This window comes from Candidatus Aminicenantes bacterium (genome assembly GCA_011049425.1).
Taxonomy (GTDB): domain Bacteria; phylum Acidobacteriota; class Aminicenantia; order UBA2199; family UBA2199; genus UBA876.
Window position 1 is genome coordinate 40,267 of the sequence record DSBM01000107.1, and the last position, 18,804, is coordinate 59,070.

An 18,804-nucleotide genomic window follows, 5' to 3' on the forward strand; every position below is an offset into this window, starting at 1 on the left:
GTCAACCTCCAATGCGTACTTGCGGATGTACCTCTTTCAGCCGATTCGCAAGGGCCAGAACACTCGCTTCGGGCAAACTTGGAACCTCGCGCATGGGATTCCTGATTTGCAGGCGCCGGTACTTGTGGGCTGCCGCCGGGTGAAAAGGCAGGATGGAGACGCGTTCGATGCGATCCGCCCAGGCGCGCACCCGGTCTCTAAGCGCGCTGAGATTATCGGGCGTGTCCGTGTAGCCGGGGATCAGGGGAAACCTCAACCACAGGCGGGAACGGCCGGCCATCAATTGCTCCAGGTTGGTAAAGATGTAACGGTCTGTCGCGCCGCAATGGCGAAGCAGGTCGCGAGAAAAGAAAAACTTGATGTCAAAAAGAACCAAGTCGGCGCGGAGCAAGAGGGGCAGGGCTTTTTGCGGGGGGGCATGTCCGCAGGTGTCCAGGGCGGTGTGCAGGCTCCTTTCACGGCAATCTGCCAGCAGGGCATCGAGGAAGCGGGGCTGAGAAAGGGGGTCACCCCCCGAGAAGGTCACGCCCCCGCCGGATTCCTCGAAAAAGACCCGGTCCCTTTCAACCCGGCTGATCAGTTCAGCGGCCGTTAACTGTCGCGCGCCGGGCGGTACGGGCCGGCCGCGACGGATAAGGGGCACGGATTCCGGGTTGTGGCACCAGGGGCAATGCAGGGGGCAGCCCTGAAAAAAAGCCGTGGTGCGAATTCCGGGCCCGTCGTGGACGGCAAAGCGTTTTGTGTCGAAAATCCAACCGGTTATTGAGGGCATTCTGATATCTGATATATCAACTGGCGGAAGAACTGTCAAGGAAAAACAAGTTGAGGAAGTTGAGGGAGGAAAGTGAAAAGTAATGCCGGCGAATGGCTATTGGGGAGAGGCTCTCCTCAACTTCTCAACTGCTTTCCCTCCTGATAACTGCCACCCTTTTCCAACTCTTTCAACTTCTTCCCTCTTGTGCCCGAAAGGGTATTTCAACTCTTTAGCTTTTCAACTCTTCAACTTTTTTTATTCTTGGGATTTGGGCACGACAATCCGTTGGCTGCGCGAAACGGACAGTCCGGTGTGGCGATCTTCGGCCGAGAAGTAGATGCGATAGGGACCGGGTCGCGGGAATTTCAATGCCAGCGACACATCCAGCAGGGGATCCGGGACGGAAAAGCGGCGCTCGAATTCAAGGGTTCCTCCCCCCAGGGACTCCGCGGTGAGCCAGACCTGGACGGAGGAGTGAAGTACGCCGTTATTCATGCGTACCGCGTATCCGGAGAGCACGAAATTCAGGCGGTCGGGGCGGCACTGGAAATCCACCAGTTTAATTTCGTCTATTTCACTGAGCAGGAGACGTTCCTGGTGAAATACCTCCAGGGTTTCATTTTGAATGCGCACGTCGATTTGCCTGAGGTCACGGACCTTTTCTGTTTCCATGCGTTGGGGGGCATACGTAATGCGATAATATACATCTTCCGCGTTTACCAATCGCGCCAGGGCCCGGTCGGCCTGGTTGTCGCTGACAATCCGGCCTCCGGTGGCGCGGGCGATGCGCTCGAAAGCCCATTTCCAGTCCGAAAACACATCCCGAATGACCAGGTATTGAGAATGGTCGACGCCACGGGAACGAGAATCCATTTTTACCAGTTGGTAAGTGGCCCCGGCCTGGATGAATGCCTGCTCAATATCGGCCAACTGCGTGGTGGTGTTGCGAGGGCTGTTCATGGCGCGAATCATTTTCTGGGCGAATCCACGCAACTGGTTAACGTAATCCGGGTTTTCAAAGCGCATCATCAGGTTTGCATAGGGGTGCAGGGCCGGAAAAACCGGCTGCTGGAAAAAGACCAGGGCCCATTTTTCGTTTTTCATGGATTTGAGGGCATTGGCCAGATTGCCCAGCCTGCGTTGACCGGCTTCCAGGTGGCGTTGCTGAAAGCTGCGCCATTCCGTCTCAATGCTGTTTGTGAATTCGTTAAATACGCGTTGGAAGGTCAGGGATTCGGGTTCGTCCGAACCCTGGCGGCTGCGGAACTTCGGCACAAAGTCATCGCACAAAGCCTTAAAATGACGGGCCGTGGCGGTGATGTCCTGCTCAATGCGCCGGGTCCATTGCACGACATGCTGATTGAATGTCCCCAGGGCTTGCGCCGCCTCATCCCGATTGTTAATGATTTGGGATACCGTCGGCAGCATCAGTATGACGGTGTCTCCGTCACGGTATACGTGTTCAAACAGGTAATTCAACGATTGGGTCAGCGAGTCGTTTTGCTGCCAGATCCAGAAGTAGACCAGTATCACCCGGGGGGCTTTTTTCTGAAATGCATCGTTGCCGGACAGGTCGACCGTACCCAGGCGCCGGCGGATTTCCGTGCAACTGGTTATGGGTACGGGTCTTTTGTACTCAAAGACTGTGAAATCCTCTGCTTTCAGGCCGGCCCTGGGGATACCGTCCCGGGTTAAGGCGCGAACAATCAACTCCATCCGACTGACCCGGACGTATTCCTCTATTTGATCGCTGTCGGTCACAGGCACGCGTGCCGTCGACATTATGGTCAGCATGACCAACAGGACAGGCAAGCGGACAATTTTCACGGTCTTTCGCCTCCAGTAGGTTCGACGAGGCGCTTGTCGGGCAGGATGACCTGGATTACCTGATTCTCTTCCACGTTGTGGCCGGTGAATCGATCTTCCGCGTGAAAATGGAGCCGGTAATGGCCGGACCGGGGGAAATGGATGGCCATGGAAACCTGCAGAAAGGGTTCAGCAGTATTGAAATCACGCGTAAATGTCTGGATCTCCTTTTTCCCGGATTCAGCGGTGATGCGAACCCGGACATCTGATTGCAAATGTTCGCCTTCCAGGCGCACGGCGTATCCGGTCAGTATGAATTTGAGGCGGGTGGCATCGCAGTGGAATTCTGCCAGGCGGATCTCTTCCACTTCGCTCAAGCGTATGCTGCGTACATGGTGGATGCGGACCCGGGGGCGGCTGGAAGTGATGACCAGGCGGCGTTGATCCTTATCATTTTCGTTTCCCTCCAGGGCGGGACGGTAAGTCAGGCGGTAGTAAACATCCTCGGCATCCGCCACTCGCCGCAGGCCGCGGTCGGGGATGTTGTCGCTGATGATTTTTCCGCCGGTGGCCCCAACCAGGCGTTGAAATGTCCATTGCCGATCCGAAAAAACCTCTCTCAAGGTCAGATCCGGATAAGCGTCCGCTTTATCGTTGTGGGTGTCCATGCGAATCAGGTGAAAAGTGGTGTTGCAGCGGAGGAAAGCCTGTTCAATGGCCTGGAGCTGGACTTCCGGTTCATGGGGTGAGTTCATGGTGCGAATCATCTCATTTGAGAAATTTCTCAGTTGTTCGGCCTGTCCGGGATCTTCAAACCGGGTCCAGATCAGCGCGTTGGGGTGCATGGTGGGGAATGTGGGGGGCTGAAGAAAAACGATGGCCCATTTCTGGTGCTTGATGCCGTGCATCAGTTCGGCCAAACGCTTGAAATTGCGGTTGGGGATATTCAGGAAACTGCCGCGGAAAAATTGCCAATCACCCAAAACCGAGTTTCTGAATGTTTCGAAAGCGCGCCTGAATCCCCAATCGCTGTCCGCCGTCCGCATGAGCCTTTCATTCTCGACTAAATCGCGAAGCAGGCGGTTCAGGTTGGCGACAATGCTTTCCAGGCTCCGTGAGCGCTGCCGGGTCCATTCCTGCAGGTCACGTTCGAACTCTTTGCGGATAGCTGGAATATCATTGCGATGCTGAATCACGCGGGTAGTGGTGGGCAGGGAAAGCACCAGGGTATCCCCTTCGCGATAGATCTGATCAAAGATGCTGTCCAACGCTTTGGCATACACTTCGCTGTCCTGCCAGACCCAGAAGTAGACGAGAAAGAAGCGGGGAGTTTGCGGAAACCGGCCGATTGCGGTTGAATCACTGTTGATGCGGCGCTTGACTTCAACGCAACTGGTAATGGGGACGGAAAGACCGTTCTCGCTGATGGCAAAGTCCTTTTTCGTTAATCCGGACAAGGGAGTTCCCCGGGGATCAATCACCCGTACGATTAATTCCAGCTGGTTGACCCGGACATACTCGCGGATCTGTTCCTGAGGGAAAGCGGCGCCGGTGGTGATCATTAGAATGAGAGAGAAAAACAACAGGATATCGAGCCGACGGTGGCGAAAAATTGCGTTCATGGTACCTCTCTTGGTTATGGTCTCCAGAGCCCCTTTCATGGTTGATCTGTAGCTTCACGGCCGGTTGAGCCGGATCCGGGTAAACGGTTCAGCCTTTGCAGCCAGTATTCGGCTTTGGCCCTCACCATGGAATCCGGATCCACCCGAACGATGCGTTTGAGTTCGGGAACGGCCCGGCTGGAATGGAAACGCGTGATCAGCACGAGAAGATCTCCCCGCAGTTTCGCCGACTCGGTGGCGGCGAATTCCCGCAGCAATGCTTCCCAGGCGAACCCTGGTTTTATGCTGGTGAGGATTTCAATGGCGGCACGGCGAACGTGGGCGTCGCTTTCCAATGCAGGATCCGCGGCGTTTATCAAGTGCTTCAGGTGCTTGCGATCACCGGCGCGGATCTGATCGCACCAAAGATCCAGACGCAAGACACGGGCATCATCCGACCAGGGCCCCTCAGCGTAATTTTCCAGCAGGCGGCTGAGCATTGTCAGTGCCCGCCGGCGCATGACCGACGCCTCGTTCCGTTGATTCCTGGAGCGGCGGAAACAGGCATAGGCATTCCAGAAAAGAGCTTCTTCCAGCAGCGGGCTTTCAATGAAATTCATAATGAAAAAATCAAGCGCCTGTTGCGCCGATTCCCACTGGTGGTTGTACAGGTGGACTTTGCCTTCAGCCAGGATATCAGGCGCTTTGATCTCCAATTTTAGAACGACCGGCATCAACTCTCTTTTATCTTGTTGCCATGATATGGTCAGGTGGTAGATCTCGGACAAGGCGTTGGGATTCACGGCCTGGATTTTCCACTTGCCTGGTTTGACCTGGCGAAACCGCCATTCCCCAAGCGTGTTTGACCGCGTCTGGCGGGGATTGGCAGCTGAACCGGAAGCGCTCAGCAGTATGACCCGGGCGCCGGTTACGGCCGCGCCGTTGGCGTCTTCCACCCGGCCGCGAAGATCAAATGCAACCCGCGGTTCCGTGGCTGGATTCGTAACGGCGGTTGCCAGCACGGATCCAGATAAAATTGAGATGGCGATAAAGCTAGATAACCGGTGCACGTTCAGCCTCCAAACGGGAATCAGGGCCATCGCCGGATAACAACAGGCGGATGCGTTCCAACATGCGTCGCTCGGCAATGATTCGTGGCAACCACTCCGGATCCCACTGGAATGTCGCGGAGTGGTTACGGATTTCCTGCAACAGCAGGGATGTTTCTTCCAGTATAAGTTGCGCTTCCGGGGAGATGTGTTCAACTCCACTCAAGCAACGGTTCTGAAACAACAGGCGGTCGAGTGTTTGTTTTCCGGGTACGGATGCGACAGTGACGGGAAGTCCCTTGTTTCCAGTGTCCAGGAGCAGGAGTTCCAGGTCCCCGAGGTACTGGTTCCATTCACTCCGGGTCACGACCGCTTGAGGCAGTGTTGTCGCTGACGGGGGAGCCTGCCGGCGGTTCAACCAGAGCCCGGCTCCCAAACCAATGGCGAAAATCAAAAAAGCGGCCGCCAAACGCAGCAGGTGGATGGGCCGGGTTTGTAGCGGCTTTTCCAGGTTTGCCCGGATCCGCCTCCAGGTGGCGTCTCCAGTGACGGCGCGGGGTTCCATGAGCGCCTGTGTCAGTTCATGCATCAGGTGTCTGGTGTGCGTGTACGCTTTGGCGCATTGTGCACAATCGCGCAGGTGTTCGCTGATCCTTTCCCTCTCATTGGCGGAAATCTCACGGTAGTAGAACAAATGCATCCTGCGGCGGACGGCATTACACTTCATCGGTATCTCCAGGGCTTGTGATCTCCCGGCGCAGCCGCCGGACAGCGCGGTAAAGGTGGCGTTTAACCGTTCCTTCCGTGCATTTCATGATAACGGCGATTTCGCGGATGGGCAGGCCGTTGAAGTGTTTGAGGACCAGGGCCATGCGTTGCTTGGCCGGCAGGCGGGTCAAAGCGGCACGCAAAAGCTTTCGTCTCTGCTCTGTTTCGGCCAGGGATTCCGGGGAATCGAAGCGATCAGATACCTGTTCGGAATCAAGCAGATAGAACTCTTCCATATGGATGCGACGGGTTTTGCGGCGGCGCATGGAATCCAGGCAGGCATTGGATACGATGCGATACAACCAGGTGCGGAATGAGGCCCGTTCCGCCCGGAAAGAGGCTATATTGCGGAAAGCCCTTAAAAACGCTTCCTGGATTAAGTCTTCACTTTCCGCACCGCCACCGGTGAAACGCCAGATCAACGCCTGGACCATCGGGCGATGAATGCTGTACAATTGTCTCATAGCCTGGTGATTTCCGGCTTTGGCTAGATAAACCAATCCGGCGACCTCCTCTGTATTGTGATCATAGTTTGGACGCGATGAAGGGTCGTTGGGTTGACTTCCCGGCTGCGGCTTGTTTCGCTCGGATGGATTCATGCGCGTTGCTCTTTGAACGGACATTGCGGTGGGGTTGTGAGTGATGGCTCACTCCGATCCCACGAGTCGTGGCGGTTCATGGTGCGCCATCTCCTTGATCCACCGGCTTTTCGGCATGCAAGCGCCGCAGTTCACGTTGGAGTTCCGTGATGCGCCTTTTTAAAGCCGGGAACAGGGGCGGGGCATCAGACTCCGCCTCATTCAGGATTTGGTTGTAGACTTCAAGGGCAGCGTGGGGTTTTCCCGCATTTTCCAAAGCCTGGGCGGCGAAAAGGAAAGGGATCGGATCATACGGAACCAATTTTCCTCCGGCCAGGTACGCCCTTACGGCTGCTTCCGTTTCGCCGGCGATAAGGTGGGCGTTGGCCAGGGAGAGATGATAGGCCGCCTCTTCCGGAACCAGGTTCACGGCATGCAGGAAATCCCTTTTTGCGGCCGCGGTGTGACCGGACACCAGGAGTACGATGCCGCGGAAATGGCCGGCCTCATGATGGTCCGGTCGGATCTGCAGCACCCGGTTGAATTGCATTAGGGCCGATTGATTTTCCCCGGCCAGGAAATGGGTCAATCCCAGTTGAAAAAGCGGTTCGGGTAGACCGGGTGATCGTTCAACCGCTTTGCGGATGTGAATGACCGCCGCCTCGTATTGATGCATCCAGCGGTGAATCAAACCACTGACCATCCAGTAATGGGGATTGTCTGGCTCGCGTGCCAGGGCGTGTTTCAGGTCGGAAACAGCTTCCGGAAGACGCTGCTGCATTGCACGGGCCATGGCTCGTCCAGCCCAGGCCTGTACTTTTCCCGGGTCCAATGCCAGTGCGCGGGTAAAATCCGCTTCCGCGACTTCGGGATCATTGGTTTCCAAAGAGACTTTGCCGCGCATGATAAGGGGCTCGGGGTTGAGGGGAAGGCGTTTGATCAGGAGGGAAAAGTCACTCTTCGCGGACGGCAGGTTCCCCATGTGGAATCGGGCCCGTCCGCGGTCGGACAAGGCGCTTGAATCACCCGGGTCGACTTTGAGAATTCGGCTGTACTCTTGCGCGGCCCGGGCAAAATCACGGTTCAGGTAGAAGGCCGCCGCCAGTTGACGGCGTGAATCACTTCTTCGCGGGTGTCGGGCCAGCGCGCGGTGGAAAGAGCGGATGGCCATGAAAAGGTTGCCCTGTCGGGCATACACCACTCCGAGATCGTGCAATGCGCTGGACCAGGTGGGTTTCAGCCGTACGGCGCGTGTCAGGTCCCTTTGCGCCGAGATCGGATTGTTGATGTGAAAATGGCAGACACCCCTGAAATACCAGGCGTCGCCGGCATCTGTTTCGTTGTCAATCGCGCGGGTGAAAAAGCGTATCGCCGTGCGCCATTTTTCCTGGAACATGACGATGACGCCTTGATTAAACAGCGAATCAACATGATGCGGATCTCGCTCTAGTGCGGCCGCAAAGGATTGGCCGGCGGCATCGATTTTTCCTTTGACGGCCAGAACGATGCCTCGGTTAACAAGCGGCTCCGGCCAGGCGGGATCGATTTCTTTTGCCCGATCCAAACATTGCAGCGCCGTCCCGTGATCCTTTTGCAGGGCGGCAATAACACCCTGTTGATTCCAGGTTTCCGCAAGTTGCGGGGCTCTGGAAACCGCGTCCATGGTGTCTGTTCCCGCTTGACGAGCCCGCGCCAGTGACAACAGGGCATTGCCGCGGAACAGGGTGATCATTCCATTGCGTGAAGGCGGTGAATGCCTCAGTGCCGTACTCCATGCCGGGACGGCCCGGCGTGGGCGATGCTGCAGAAAATGGCAGATCCCGCTTGTGAAAAGCGCCAGGTCACGGCAATGTTGTTTCCAGTCGGATTGCAGGGTGAAACGTCCCGGAAGAGGGCATGTAGCCGGCCGCAACTGTTTGTGGAGACGTTGCTTTGTTGCGGCAGTGCGGATGGTGTTTTCGGCAAGGCGTACGTGCATGACCACGACGACCGCGTCTGCTGTTGCCCCGTACCAGCCCCAGATAACCATGTCGGCTCGATGCCGCCTCAACAGGGTGCTGGCTGAATCGCCGTCCAGGTTCTCGGCGATCGGTTTGTCGAGGTGGATGAGGCGGATATTCGGCTGGTCAATGGTTTCGCGCCTGATGTGATCCATCAGAACGGCGGATACCGGGTAGAGTTCCGGGCTGGGTCCTGTAAACCCCGTCACCACAATACGAAACGCATTGGTGCTCCTTTGGTGCAATGCGTGGTAAAACTGGAAACCTGCCGGCACCAGCAGGGCAAAGATCAGGATCAGGGCGTGAACTTTCGTCCAGAGTTTCAAAGGCCGGTCGCAGAGAAAACGGGAATGGTGGATGAGGGGAGAGTCGGTATCTACCACAATGGCAAACAGCCAGCAGGCAGCGGCGAGAAAAAACTGCAGAACAAAACGTCTGCAACTGAGTGGGGTAAACACAATGGGAGCGGCCGCCGCCAATCCGGATAGAAACAACAGTGCGGCGATGATCCGCAGAGATGGCTTGCGGCGAAACCACACATCTCTGCGCAGAAAGAATTTCGTGCGCAGCAATGGATACCTGTTCATCGGTTTGACCTCTGGCATTTTAGTCCAGGGCGCTTTGGGATTGCAACCGCAGACGCAAGCCGAGTTCGGAATTCACGTTGCTTTAACCTGATTTTCACAAGAAATTCATCAGACTGTTTTAGGTTTGGTGTGTGAGGACAAGTATGACCGGTTATGCAAACAATCTTGAAAACGGTTTACCGGCTGAATACTACAGCGATCTGGATCAATACCTGGCGGGGCGTCGCTTGCCCCTGAAGCTGGATGAGTTCATGGGTCTGGAATTCAGTTATTTTCTGAGTTGGCGGCACAACCAGACCCCGATGAGGAGCCAACCACATCGAAAGAACCAGGCAACCGGAACGCGGTAACCGTTTTCTCTCAGCTTGAATCATGTGAGTATATCGCTTTTCCCCTCCGGCATTGATTTTTCTCAAAGGAATTGCTATAACGTGGACTTTGAGGCGGAGAAAATTTACAAACCCGTCCGGGGAGGTTGCATGAAATGGATGCGTGGCGGTGCGATCTGGTGGACTGCCGCGGTGTTATTGATGGTTGCCGGATGTCGCAATCGCACCCTGGACGTGGAGCGCGTAGAGAACCTGCTCGAAGATCAGAGCATCCTGATTCAAAAATACATCGACGGCATTCAGATGGCCGGCAAGCTCGAGGATGTGACGGATCGCATGCAAGAATATTTATCCGGCATTCATCGCCTTACCCCGGATATAAACCTCCATCTTGATGCGGCACGACGGTCCGGAAATGCATTGAAGGATCCACAGAAAAACGCTCTGGCCAGAATGGTCAGCATTCTGAGGCTCATGGAGCATCTTGTTCAGATGGAGCTTCAGCGTTTTGGGAACCATTCGCGCATTGCCGAAATGCAGACCGCGCTGGTGGAAGCCTATCAACAAATCGATGTCGCGGATCTGCCGGTAAAGGAAGAACGGATTCGTCAGGCCTATAACGATTTGCTGGAAGGGCGAATCCACGGAGATGGCGCGCTGGCAAATCTATCTCGCCACCTGGGCCGGGCCAGCCTGACATCCAAGTTGAAAATCACCATGCACACCCTTACCGAACTGGGTAAAGCGCTGGCTCAATATGTTGAGGAATACGGTTACGCCCCGGAGATTGATTCCATAAATGACTTGCACCTCTACCCCCGTTTTGCCCCCTATTTTCGGAACCTGATAATCAAGGACGCCTGGGGGAATGATCTTTACTATCGGTCCGACGGGGCGCGCTTCTGGATTGCCTCAGCCGGAAGTGACGGCAAATTCCAGGGTTTTGATCAGGAAGGTGTGTATCGGGATTACTTTGGCCGTGACCTCATTTTTTCCGGCAAACGGTTCGTGTTCTGGCCGGATTTTCGCCGATCCTGACCTGTTTTTCCAATTATCGGGCCTTGCAGGCGGGCTGCGATCTCCATGTGATCCGATTGGGGGAAGTTGTCGATTAAGGCGCATTCCATCAGGACAAATCCCCGCTCAAGCAGGAATCCCAGGTCTCGGCTGAATGTGGCCGAGTCGCATGAGAAGATGACCATTTCCACGGGAGGGGCACAAGCGAGCGCGTTGAGTACCCGGGCGGGGATGCCTTTGCGGGGAGGGTCCGCCCACCACTAGCACCTCCCCCTCGCCACTGGCCCCTTTCGGTACTCGTAGAAGGTAGAAAAAATCACGGTTTTTTTATTCGTTCTTCCTTATTCGTTATTCCTTGATTTTCATCACAGAACCCGGAAGATCCCTCATCACCAGGACCTCAAGAACTTCATCACAGGAACGAGTCAGAGACAGGCGACAGGGGTAGGGGCGGTTCGCGAGCTGCCCTCTATGCGCGGCCCAGTTTGGAGAGGATATTCGAGGTGGAGTTCCGGGTGCGGATGGGAAAGAGCAACAGCCGCCCTCCCCGCGCTTCGACTTCCCGGTATTCCGATACTTCCCGGGCCGGATAATCTCCGCCCTTGACCAGGACATCCAGCCGGGGCATGGATCGGATCAAATCCCGGGGAGTATCCTCTGCAAAATGGACTACCCAAGAAACCGGCTTCAGCGCCGCCAGGATCTCCATGCGTTCTTCAAGGGGAAAAACCGGACGGGAAGGCCCTTTCAGCCGGCGCACCGACTCATCGTCATTGACCCCCACCACCAGGATGTCTCCCTGGCGGCGGGCAAACCAGAGCAATTCGATGTGGCCGCCGTGCAACAGGTCAAAAACTCCGTTGGTAAAAACCACCCGCGCCCCGGCGTTCTTCTCTATTCGGCGCGCGAGTTCATCACGGCTTTTCAGGATCTTCATTTTCCATCCGGGGAGTAGAATTCCCGGTTTTCAGCAGAATGTTGTCGCTGAAACTCCACTGGTGGGGAATACGCACCACGCCTACGTCGCGGTGGGTCGATGTCACGCGGAAGGTGTACTGGAAATGGTGATAGTCAAACGGATATCCGTCACGCTTGTGCACCGCCACATCCAGGAAATAGGTGCCGTTCACGAGATCGATGCGGGGAATACTCACCCGGACCTTTCCCCGCCCACGAAATGACTTGGATACGAACCGCTCGATCACGGTATTGGTTCCGTAACAGCAGGTGCCTCCGGCATCAAAAATGCCGATACCGAATGCAAAATCGGTCTGGGCTTCGGGAGACGTCACCTCGAACACCACTTCGCACCCTTCTCCGGCCTCGTAGATGTATTTTTCACATCCTTTCGCGTCCAGCATGCGCACATTCGAGATTTCAACCTCTCCCGATCCCCAGCGCTTTTCGATTCCGGCAGTCGGCTCTTCTGCGGCTTCCGTCTCCGCCTGGTGCCGTTCTTCCGCCTTTTTTTCATCCTTTTTACCGATATATTGCAAGTAGGCGTCCACCACCCGCTTGGGGTAACCGCGCATGCTGATGCGGCCGTCCTTCAACCAGATCACTTCATCGCTGATCCGCTCCACCGTATCCAGGTCGTGGGAAACAAACACGATGGTCTTGTTTTTGCGACGGAATTCGTTGATCTTGTCCAGGCACTTGGGTACGAATGAGGCATCGCCCACGGCCAGGACTTCATCGATCAGGAGAATATCCGGATCCACGTGGGTGGCGATGGAAAAGCCAAGCCTCATGTACATGCCGGAAGAGTAGGTTTTTACCGGGCTGTCGATAAAATCCTCCAGCTCCGCGAACGCCACGATTTCGTCGAACTTCTCCTGGATTTTGCGCTTGGTCAGGCCCAGGATGATGCCGTTTATAAAGATGTTTTCCCGCCCGGAAATCTCGGGGTGGAATCCCGCCCCCAGTTCAATCAGGGCGGAAATACGTCCGCGGGTGATCATCTCCCCCATCGAGGGTTTGCTGATCCCGGACAGGATTTTCAGCAAGGTGCTTTTGCCGGAGCCGTTTTCGCCGATAATGCTGAGGGTATGGCCGGACGAGACTTCGAAATCGACCCCGCGCAGGGCTTCAAAATGGTCCTGGCTGCGCAATTCCTGCAGCAATGTACGGTTGACCAGGGCGCTCTTGAGGGTCAGGAACTTGTGGCGGTTGGCATAGCGGCGGTAGAACTTGTGAATGTTGCGGGCCTCGATGGCGTTCATGATCAGACCTCTTCCACGAATGTGTCCCGCAACTTGTCGAACACGGTGTAACCGACCCAGAGCAGTATCAATCCGACCAGCAGTGTTACCGGCAATTTCTTCCAATGGGGCAGCGAACCAAACACAAAGGTATAGTGATAGGCCTCGATGATGTGGGTCATGGGATTGAGCGAGAGCACCATCACCAGGGGTTTGTGTTGCTGGATGGCCGGGATCATGAAGGGATAGATAATGGGGGTGGCAAAAAACCATAAAGTCAAGAGGTTGGAAAGAATGTCCTTGAGGTCGCGGAAATGCACCGTCAGGGCCGCCACCAGGAAGCTCATGCCCAGCGTAAAGACCAGTTGGACCAGCACGGCCACGGGCAGAAACAACACCCACCAGGTCAGGGGCATGTCTTTGCCGAAAAACAGGATGAACAGCACCAGGATGGGCAGGCCCAAGAGAAAGTGGATCAGGTTGGTAAGCACCGTGGTAATGGGCAATACTTCCAGGGGGAACTTGATTTTCTTGATCAGGTTGCTGTTGATAAACAACACGTTGGCCGATTCCAGCACCGAGGAGTTGAACCAGATCCAGGGCAGCAGGCCGGTAAAAAGGAAAATCGAGTAGTTCATCCCCGTAATCATGGTGTTTTCCACCCGGCCGCTGCTGGTGGGCAGAATCACCCCGAACACAATCGAATACACCGCCAGCAGCAATAGCGGGTTGAGAAAACTCCAGAAAAAACCGAACACCGTGCCCCGGTAGCGCGCTTTCAACTCGCGGCTGACCAGGGTGACGATCAACTGGCGATATTTAGCCAGTTCCCGAATCTTGTTTATCATAGTCACGTCCAGAAAGAAGAGACTCCATTTCACGGGAATATTCACCCTCGGAGCGGAAAACCACCAGGGGCGGCAGAAGGTCGATGTCTCCCCGATGACGTTCCAATTGTACCAGAAAACGCCCCGGCTTGTCATGCGCAAAGGAGTGGACGCGCCGCAGTCGACGTGGAAACAGGCCAAGTTGTACTCCCAGGTCCATCAGTTCCTTTTCCCGCAGGGCCGGAAGAATGAGGCACGCCTTGCCCTCGCCGGACAGCAGCGAAGCCAGCGCCTCCATGAAGTCAGCCAGGGAGAGGCGCGTTTCGAAACGGGCGTCCCGGACCTCTTCCACGGCACTCAACCGCCCCCGTCCCAGGGGAAAATAGGGAGGATTGGAGAAAACCAGGGCTTGAGGTTCGAGCCCGTCGCGCATTGAGAGGAAATCCCCGCAGATCACCTGCATGCGTTCGTCGTACCCGTTCAGGCCTGCGTTTCGAACCGCCAGGTCACACAACCGGGGCTGCACTTCGATCGCCCGCACGCTGCGGAAACGCCCCAGCGCCAGTCCCATTAAAGAGATGATGCCGCATCCCGTGCCCACCTCAAGGGCGGCGGTTGTCGGCATCAGCGGCAGGAATCCCGCCAGCATGGGCGCGTCCAGGGAAAAGCGGTAACCACGGCGCGGTTGCAGGACCGTCAGTTTGCCGCGAAAAAAATGGTCCCGCGTGAATTGGTCGGCATCATGCCCTTCCATCCAGATACTCCCGAATCATGTTGAGGGCGTAATGCACGCTGCGGACTTTGATCACCCCGCGGTCTCCCGTCATCAACCGCCGCTGTCCCACATCCCCGTCAGCGGCATGCAGGTGAAAATATACCAGGCCCACCGGCTTTTGCGGCGTGGCGCCACCGGGCCCGGCGATCCCGGTTATGGACACGGCGATATCCGCACCGGTTCTTTCCCGTACGCCCCGGGCCATTTCCGCCGCCGTTTCCGCCGAAACAGCGCCGTACCGGCCCAGGGTCGCTTGAGATACTCCCAGAAAATCCCGCTTCAGGGCGTCATCATACGCCACCACCCCGCCCATAAAAGACCGGGAACTTCCAGGGACATCGGTCAGGCAATCAGCCATTTTCCCCCCGGTACAACTCTCCGCCACGACCAGGGTCAGCCCCTTTTCCCGCAGGCGGCGCAGCATGGCCGCAGCAAAGGATTCCTCTTTTTCGGTGACCAGGTGCCGGGCAAATTCGTTGCGGACACGCTCGGCGGCAATGGTCACCGCTTCTTCCGCTTCGGCCTTATCTTTTCGCGACCTTCCCATGAGACGGATCTCAATCAGCCCGGGGCTGGCCAGGATGGTGACATCCAGGTTGGCAACGCGGCCCAGCGCGGCCGTCAGGCGCGCATCCGCTTCAGACTCCGACAGGCCGGCGATGCGCATGACAGCGGAGCGGACGTGGAAACGGGAAAGAGGTCCGATGCGCGCCTCGAGCACGGCATCGAACATGGGCTGAAGCTCCGCCGGCGGACCGGGCAACAGCAGAACCCGGCAGGGTTCAGTGTCCAGGAACAATCCGGGGGCCGTACCCACCGGATTGGGCAACACTTCCGCCCCCTCAATCACAAACCCCTGGCGCGTGTTGGTTTCGGGCATGGCCATGCCCATCAGGCGGAAACGTTCGCGGATGGTCGCCACGATCTCTTCCCGGAAGATCATCTCTTTGCGCAGGGCTTCAGCCACGGCTTCCCGGGTCAGGTCATCCGCGGTGGGTCCCAATCCACCGGTGGTGATCACGATCTGGGCGCGTTTGCATGCCTGGCGCACAACCCAGGAGAGGTATTCCCGGTTGTCACCCACCACCATTTTCATATCGGTGAGAATTCCCTTTTCGCGTAGCCGGCGGGATATGTAGAGGGAATTGGTATCCAGGCGCTCCTGGTTGAGCAACTCACTGCCCACGGCGATGACGATGGCTCTCATCAGGCCTCCCGGTGCCAACGGCCCTCGGCCGGGTTTTTCCGGAACGGAATCATGCTACGAAGCCCCAACTTCCCGCTCTACCGCCAGGACCATGGCCCGGAGGTTGATAATCAGGGCTTCCCGGGGCCCCATAACCGTGGGCCGGGGAAATTCTTCCGCGTACAGCACATCGGCGATCTCTTCCCGCTCCATGCCGGCATCCAGGCGCTGCCGGATCACGTCTCGAACCTGCCGGGTGCGCTCCAGGGACGCGGCCAGAAAGCTCTTTACCCGCTCTTTGCCCCGCAGCACCCGGTTGTGGGCAAAACACAGACATTCCGCATCCAGTTGCCCCAGCTTTTCCAGCGAAGCTTCGTATGCTCCGTAGTCAGACAAAAACAGGGGCTTGATGGAACCGTCGCGTTCCACGACACCCACGGCATCGCCGGGGAAAAGGACCTTTTCCGGATACAGCAGAAACGCCAGCGAACAACGGGTATGTCCCGGCGTTTCATACACCTGTATCCAGTGTTTGTCATCCAGGTCCAGGCGGTCGTTCTCTTTCAACGCCTCGAGCCTTTTGAGCGGTTCGTAGGGCGCCGGAGGCTCGGCTCCGTTCTGGAGTGCGTGTTCGCGGTTCAAGTGGTGGATAAATTCACGCACCCGCGGCTTCTGCAGCAACTCCACGGCGCGATGGGAAGCTTTTACCGAAAAATTCATTTGCGGTTGCAGTTCAAAGGCTCCGCCCGCGTGGTCCCAATGGGAATGGGTCAACAGCAAAGTGTCCAAGTCCGTTTCGGGAAGCAGCTCCTGTAATGCTGTACTCAGGGTGGAGACACCGGTGGTAATGCCGCTGTCGACAAGCACTGAGCGATCGAAGCGGAGCAGGTATACGGGAAACGAAGGAATCTGAATGCTGATCACGCCCAAAGAAACCGGTTGGATTAAACGGGATTGCACCATTATTCCGCCTTATACCACACCCCTTCCGGGGGATCAAGAAAGCGATTGACTTTGCGGTTCCCTTTTGGCAGAATGGTGCCGGAAAACGAGAATGCACTAAGGGAGAAGACCATGGGCCTGATTAAGAAGATCCGCGGGGAGTTCATTGACATTGTTCAGTGGCTGGATGACTCTCCGGACACCCTGTTGTACCGCTTTGAACGGTACGAAAACGAAATCAAGTACGGCGCCAAGCTGGTAGTCCGGGAATCCCAGATAGCCGTGTTCGTCAACGAAGGACAAATCGCCGATTTGTTCTCACCGGGAACCTACACCCTGGAAACCCAGAACATGCCCATCCTGACCACGTTGAAGGGCTGGAAATACGGTTTTCACAGCCCGTTCAAGGCGGAAGTCTATTTCGCCAACACCCGGCAGTATACAGACCGCAAATGGGGCACCAGCAATCCGATCATGATGCGGGATCCGGAATTCGGCCCCATCCGCCTGCGGGCTTTCGGCAACTACGCCCTGCGCGTCAAGGACCCGGCCGACCTGATCCGCCAGGTGGCGGGCACGGAAAGCCGCTTCACCTCCGATGAAATCACCGAGCAATTGAAAAACATCATTATCACGCGGTTTTCCGACCTGCTGGCGGAAAGCGCCATCCCCGCTTTCGATCTGGCCACCCAGTACGATGAATTGTCGGCCCTGGTCCATAAAAAGATCGCCGCGGAATTTGAGGAATACGGCATTGAATTGACCAAGTTCCTGGTTGAAAACATCTCGTTTCCCCCGGAAGTGGAAGAAGCCATCGACAAACGCAGCAGCATGGGCGTGATCGGCAACCTGGACCGCTACATGCAATACCAGTCGGCCAACGCCATGGAGAGCGCGGCGGAAAACCCCGGGGGAACCGCGGGAGAGGGCATCGGACTGGGAATGGGCTTTGCCATGGCCAACCAGATGGTCAAAGGTTTTCCCCAGCAGATGGGAGGCGGCTCGCAGGAAACCCCGCCGCCGATCCCCGGAGAAACCAAGGTCTACATGGCGCTAAAAGGCGAACGCCAGGGACCGTTCAACAGCGCAGAACTCCAGGCAAAGATCGTGTCCGGAGAACTCACCAAAGACACGCTGGTCTGGAAGTCCGGCATGGAGAACTGGCGCAAAGCCGGGGAAGTCCCCGAAATTGCCCGTATGTTCGCGGCCGAACCGCCGCCCATCCCCGAGCCCGAACCACAGAGCTGAGTTTTTTCCATAACTGAAGGCAACCATGAGCGAGTCGCCCCCCGAACCGGCATCATCTCCAACGCTGACCTGTCGCGGCTGCGGCGCTCGCCTGGCCTTCCTGCCCGGAACCCGCTCGCTCACGTGCGAGTATTGCGGCATGCGTAATCCCATCCAGGACAGCGCCGAGTCCCTTGTCGAGATCGACTACGAGAGCTTCCTCCAGGAGCAATACGAGACCGAAGAACGGATGGAGGTCGTAGCCGTCCGCTGCGACGGCTGCGGCGCCACGGTCAGCCTCGACCCCCTGGTTACCTCCGACCGCTGCCCCTATTGCTCTACCGCGCTGGTGGTTGCCGGCGGCAGTTCCAGCAGCCTGCTCAAGCCGCGCGCCCTGGCCCCTTTCCAAATCGACTTGAAAAAAGCCCGGGCTGCATTTCAAAACTGGTTGCACGGCTTGTGGTTCGCGCCGTCCGACCTTAAGCGCAAATCCCAACAAGACAGGCTGACCGGAGTCTATGTTCCGTACTGGACTTTTGATGCCGAAACGGCCAGTGATTACAACGGTGAACGCGGCGATCATTACACAGACACGGAGAGCCGCGCCTCAAGTGCGCAAAGACAGGCACGCCGCACCCGCTGGACACCGGTTTCCAACCGCATTCAACTTCACTTCGACGATGTGCTGGTACCCGCCACCCGGTCCCTGAACAGCGCCCAGGTCCGCTACCTGGAACCCTGGAACCTGGGTGAGCTGGTGCCTTTCCAGGAAGATTACCTGCGGGGGTTCCGTACCCAGGCTTACGAAGTCGAGCTCACGGAAGGCATGAAGAGGGCCCGGGGCATCATGGAAAAAGAGATCCGTGACGCGGTCCGCCGCGACATCGGCGGCGACGAGCAGCGCATCCACTCCCTGGAAACCACCATGCGGGACGTCACCTTCAAGCACATACTACTGCCGATCTGGGTATCCTCTTTCCGCTACAACGGTAAGATCTTCCGTTTCCTGATCAACGGCCAATCCGGCGAAGTCCAGGGCAAACGCCCCGTCAGTTGGTTCAAGGTCATCCGCTTGCTGCTGGGGATCGCGGCGGCCATATTCATCCTGGTGGTTGTTTTGTAAACAAAGTTGGAGAGTTGGAGAGTTGGGAAGTTGG

General features: G+C 56.9%; 18 protein-coding genes. 4 read left to right on the forward strand and 14 right to left on the reverse strand.

Annotated features, from left to right (window positions below):
• Window position 1: 1 nt before the first annotated feature.
• The 7 genes from ENN40_06900 to ENN40_06930 all read right to left on the reverse strand — a co-directional run bounded on the left by ENN40_06900 (window position 2) and on the right by ENN40_06930 (window position 9,161).
• Entirely contained in the window at window positions 2-772 is a 771-nt protein-coding gene (locus ENN40_06900) for a radical SAM protein (GenBank protein HDP95070.1), read from the reverse strand.
• A gap of 237 nt (window positions 773-1,009) precedes the next feature.
• Window positions 1,010-2,581 carry a hypothetical protein gene (locus tag ENN40_06905; protein ID HDP95071.1) on the reverse strand — a complete coding sequence of 524 codons (1,572 nt, stop codon included), beginning with the start codon at window positions 2,579-2,581 and terminating at the stop codon, window positions 1,010-1,012.
• Window positions 2,578-4,182: a hypothetical protein gene (locus tag ENN40_06910; GenBank protein HDP95072.1), complete on the reverse strand. Its 1,605-nt coding sequence runs from the start codon at window positions 4,180-4,182 to the stop codon at window positions 2,578-2,580. The genes ENN40_06905 and ENN40_06910 overlap by 4 nt, the downstream gene beginning before the upstream one ends.
• Before the next feature lie 35 nt (window positions 4,183-4,217).
• The gene (locus ENN40_06915; GenBank protein ID HDP95073.1) at window positions 4,218-5,261 is read right to left on the reverse strand and encodes a hypothetical protein; all 1,044 of its coding nucleotides are present in this window, start codon (window positions 5,259-5,261) and stop codon (window positions 4,218-4,220) included.
• Window positions 5,215-5,937, reverse strand: coding sequence for a hypothetical protein (locus tag ENN40_06920; protein ID HDP95074.1), 723 nt, complete (start codon window positions 5,935-5,937; stop codon window positions 5,215-5,217). The genes ENN40_06915 and ENN40_06920 overlap by 47 nt, the downstream gene beginning before the upstream one ends.
• Window positions 5,927-6,601: an RNA polymerase sigma factor gene (locus ENN40_06925; GenBank protein HDP95075.1), complete on the reverse strand. Its 675-nt coding sequence runs from the start codon at window positions 6,599-6,601 to the stop codon at window positions 5,927-5,929. Before ENN40_06925 ends, ENN40_06920 begins: the two co-directional genes overlap by 11 nt.
• Before the next feature lie 52 nt (window positions 6,602-6,653).
• Window positions 6,654-9,161, reverse strand: a complete 2,508-nt coding sequence (locus tag ENN40_06930; GenBank protein HDP95076.1) for a tetratricopeptide repeat protein — start codon at window positions 9,159-9,161, stop codon at window positions 6,654-6,656.
• A 125-nt stretch (window positions 9,162-9,286) separates the two neighbouring features.
• Between ENN40_06930 and ENN40_06935 the strand changes: the two genes are divergently transcribed.
• Window positions 9,287-9,493, forward strand: a complete 207-nt coding sequence (locus ENN40_06935; protein ID HDP95077.1) for a hypothetical protein — start codon at window positions 9,287-9,289, stop codon at window positions 9,491-9,493.
• 129 nt (window positions 9,494-9,622) lie between these two features.
• The gene (locus ENN40_06940; protein HDP95078.1) at window positions 9,623-10,510 is read left to right on the forward strand and encodes a hypothetical protein; all 888 of its coding nucleotides are present in this window, start codon (window positions 9,623-9,625) and stop codon (window positions 10,508-10,510) included.
• Here ENN40_06940 and ENN40_06945 read toward each other — a convergent pair.
• The 7 genes from ENN40_06945 to ENN40_06975 form a co-directional block, all read right to left on the reverse strand.
• Window positions 10,441-10,722: a hypothetical protein gene (locus ENN40_06945; GenBank protein HDP95079.1), complete on the reverse strand. Its 282-nt coding sequence runs from the start codon at window positions 10,720-10,722 to the stop codon at window positions 10,441-10,443. The genes ENN40_06940 and ENN40_06945 overlap by 70 nt on opposite strands.
• A gap of 236 nt (window positions 10,723-10,958) precedes the next feature.
• Window positions 10,959-11,426 (reverse strand): D-glycero-beta-D-manno-heptose 1-phosphate adenylyltransferase, encoded by a 468-nt coding sequence (locus ENN40_06950; protein ID HDP95080.1) that lies wholly within the window; start codon window positions 11,424-11,426, stop codon window positions 10,959-10,961.
• Complete coding sequence (locus tag ENN40_06955) at window positions 11,404-12,711, reverse strand: ABC transporter ATP-binding protein (protein HDP95081.1); 1,308 nt, start codon at window positions 12,709-12,711, stop codon at window positions 11,404-11,406. Before ENN40_06955 ends, ENN40_06950 begins: the two co-directional genes overlap by 23 nt.
• A 2-nt stretch (window positions 12,712-12,713) precedes the next feature.
• Window positions 12,714-13,538, reverse strand: coding sequence for an ABC transporter permease (locus ENN40_06960; protein ID HDP95082.1), 825 nt, complete (start codon window positions 13,536-13,538; stop codon window positions 12,714-12,716).
• Window positions 13,510-14,271 carry a hypothetical protein gene (locus ENN40_06965; protein ID HDP95083.1) on the reverse strand — a complete coding sequence of 254 codons (762 nt, stop codon included), beginning with the start codon at window positions 14,269-14,271 and terminating at the stop codon, window positions 13,510-13,512. The genes ENN40_06960 and ENN40_06965 overlap by 29 nt, the downstream gene beginning before the upstream one ends.
• Window positions 14,258-15,499, reverse strand: a complete 1,242-nt coding sequence (locus ENN40_06970; GenBank protein HDP95084.1) for a competence/damage-inducible protein A — start codon at window positions 15,497-15,499, stop codon at window positions 14,258-14,260. Before ENN40_06970 ends, ENN40_06965 begins: the two co-directional genes overlap by 14 nt.
• Window positions 15,500-15,553: 54 nt before the next feature.
• Window positions 15,554-16,441 (reverse strand): MBL fold metallo-hydrolase, encoded by an 888-nt coding sequence (locus ENN40_06975; protein HDP95085.1) that lies wholly within the window; start codon window positions 16,439-16,441, stop codon window positions 15,554-15,556.
• A gap of 111 nt (window positions 16,442-16,552) precedes the next feature.
• On the opposite strand from ENN40_06975, the gene ENN40_06980 reads away from it, so the two are divergent.
• Together ENN40_06980 and ENN40_06985 are read left to right on the forward strand one after the other, a co-directional pair.
• Entirely contained in the window at window positions 16,553-17,668 is a 1,116-nt protein-coding gene (locus ENN40_06980) for an SPFH domain-containing protein (GenBank protein HDP95086.1), read from the forward strand.
• Window positions 17,669-17,693: 25 nt separating this feature from the next.
• Window positions 17,694-18,770: a hypothetical protein gene (locus ENN40_06985; protein HDP95087.1), complete on the forward strand. Its 1,077-nt coding sequence runs from the start codon at window positions 17,694-17,696 to the stop codon at window positions 18,768-18,770.
• The last annotated feature ends 34 nt before the right edge of the window (window positions 18,771-18,804 follow it).

Coding starts and splice junctions, on each gene's coding strand:
- ENN40_06975 (HDP95085.1), bottom strand. CDS start 16,441: ATGGTGCAATCCCGTTTAATCCAACCGGTTTCTTTGGGCGTGATCAGC.
- ENN40_06900 (HDP95070.1), bottom strand. CDS start 772: ATGCCCTCAATAACCGGTTGGATTTTCGACACAAAACGCTTTGCCGTC.
- ENN40_06955 (HDP95081.1), bottom strand. CDS start 12,711: ATGAACGCCATCGAGGCCCGCAACATTCACAAGTTCTACCGCCGCTAT.
- ENN40_06950 (HDP95080.1), bottom strand. CDS start 11,426: ATGAAGATCCTGAAAAGCCGTGATGAACTCGCGCGCCGAATAGAGAAG.
- ENN40_06935 (HDP95077.1), top strand. CDS start 9,287: ATGACCGGTTATGCAAACAATCTTGAAAACGGTTTACCGGCTGAATAC.
- ENN40_06985 (HDP95087.1), top strand. CDS start 17,694: ATGAGCGAGTCGCCCCCCGAACCGGCATCATCTCCAACGCTGACCTGT.
- ENN40_06915 (HDP95073.1), bottom strand. CDS start 5,261: ATGGCCCTGATTCCCGTTTGGAGGCTGAACGTGCACCGGTTATCTAGC.
- ENN40_06930 (HDP95076.1), bottom strand. CDS start 9,161: ATGCCAGAGGTCAAACCGATGAACAGGTATCCATTGCTGCGCACGAAA.
- ENN40_06965 (HDP95083.1), bottom strand. CDS start 14,271: ATGGAAGGGCATGATGCCGACCAATTCACGCGGGACCATTTTTTTCGC.
- ENN40_06910 (HDP95072.1), bottom strand. CDS start 4,182: ATGAACGCAATTTTTCGCCACCGTCGGCTCGATATCCTGTTGTTTTTC.
- ENN40_06925 (HDP95075.1), bottom strand. CDS start 6,601: ATGTCCGTTCAAAGAGCAACGCGCATGAATCCATCCGAGCGAAACAAG.
- ENN40_06970 (HDP95084.1), bottom strand. CDS start 15,499: ATGAGAGCCATCGTCATCGCCGTGGGCAGTGAGTTGCTCAACCAGGAG.
- ENN40_06980 (HDP95086.1), top strand. CDS start 16,553: ATGGGCCTGATTAAGAAGATCCGCGGGGAGTTCATTGACATTGTTCAG.
- ENN40_06960 (HDP95082.1), bottom strand. CDS start 13,538: ATGATAAACAAGATTCGGGAACTGGCTAAATATCGCCAGTTGATCGTC.
- ENN40_06940 (HDP95078.1), top strand. CDS start 9,623: ATGAAATGGATGCGTGGCGGTGCGATCTGGTGGACTGCCGCGGTGTTA.
- ENN40_06920 (HDP95074.1), bottom strand. CDS start 5,937: ATGAAGTGTAATGCCGTCCGCCGCAGGATGCATTTGTTCTACTACCGT.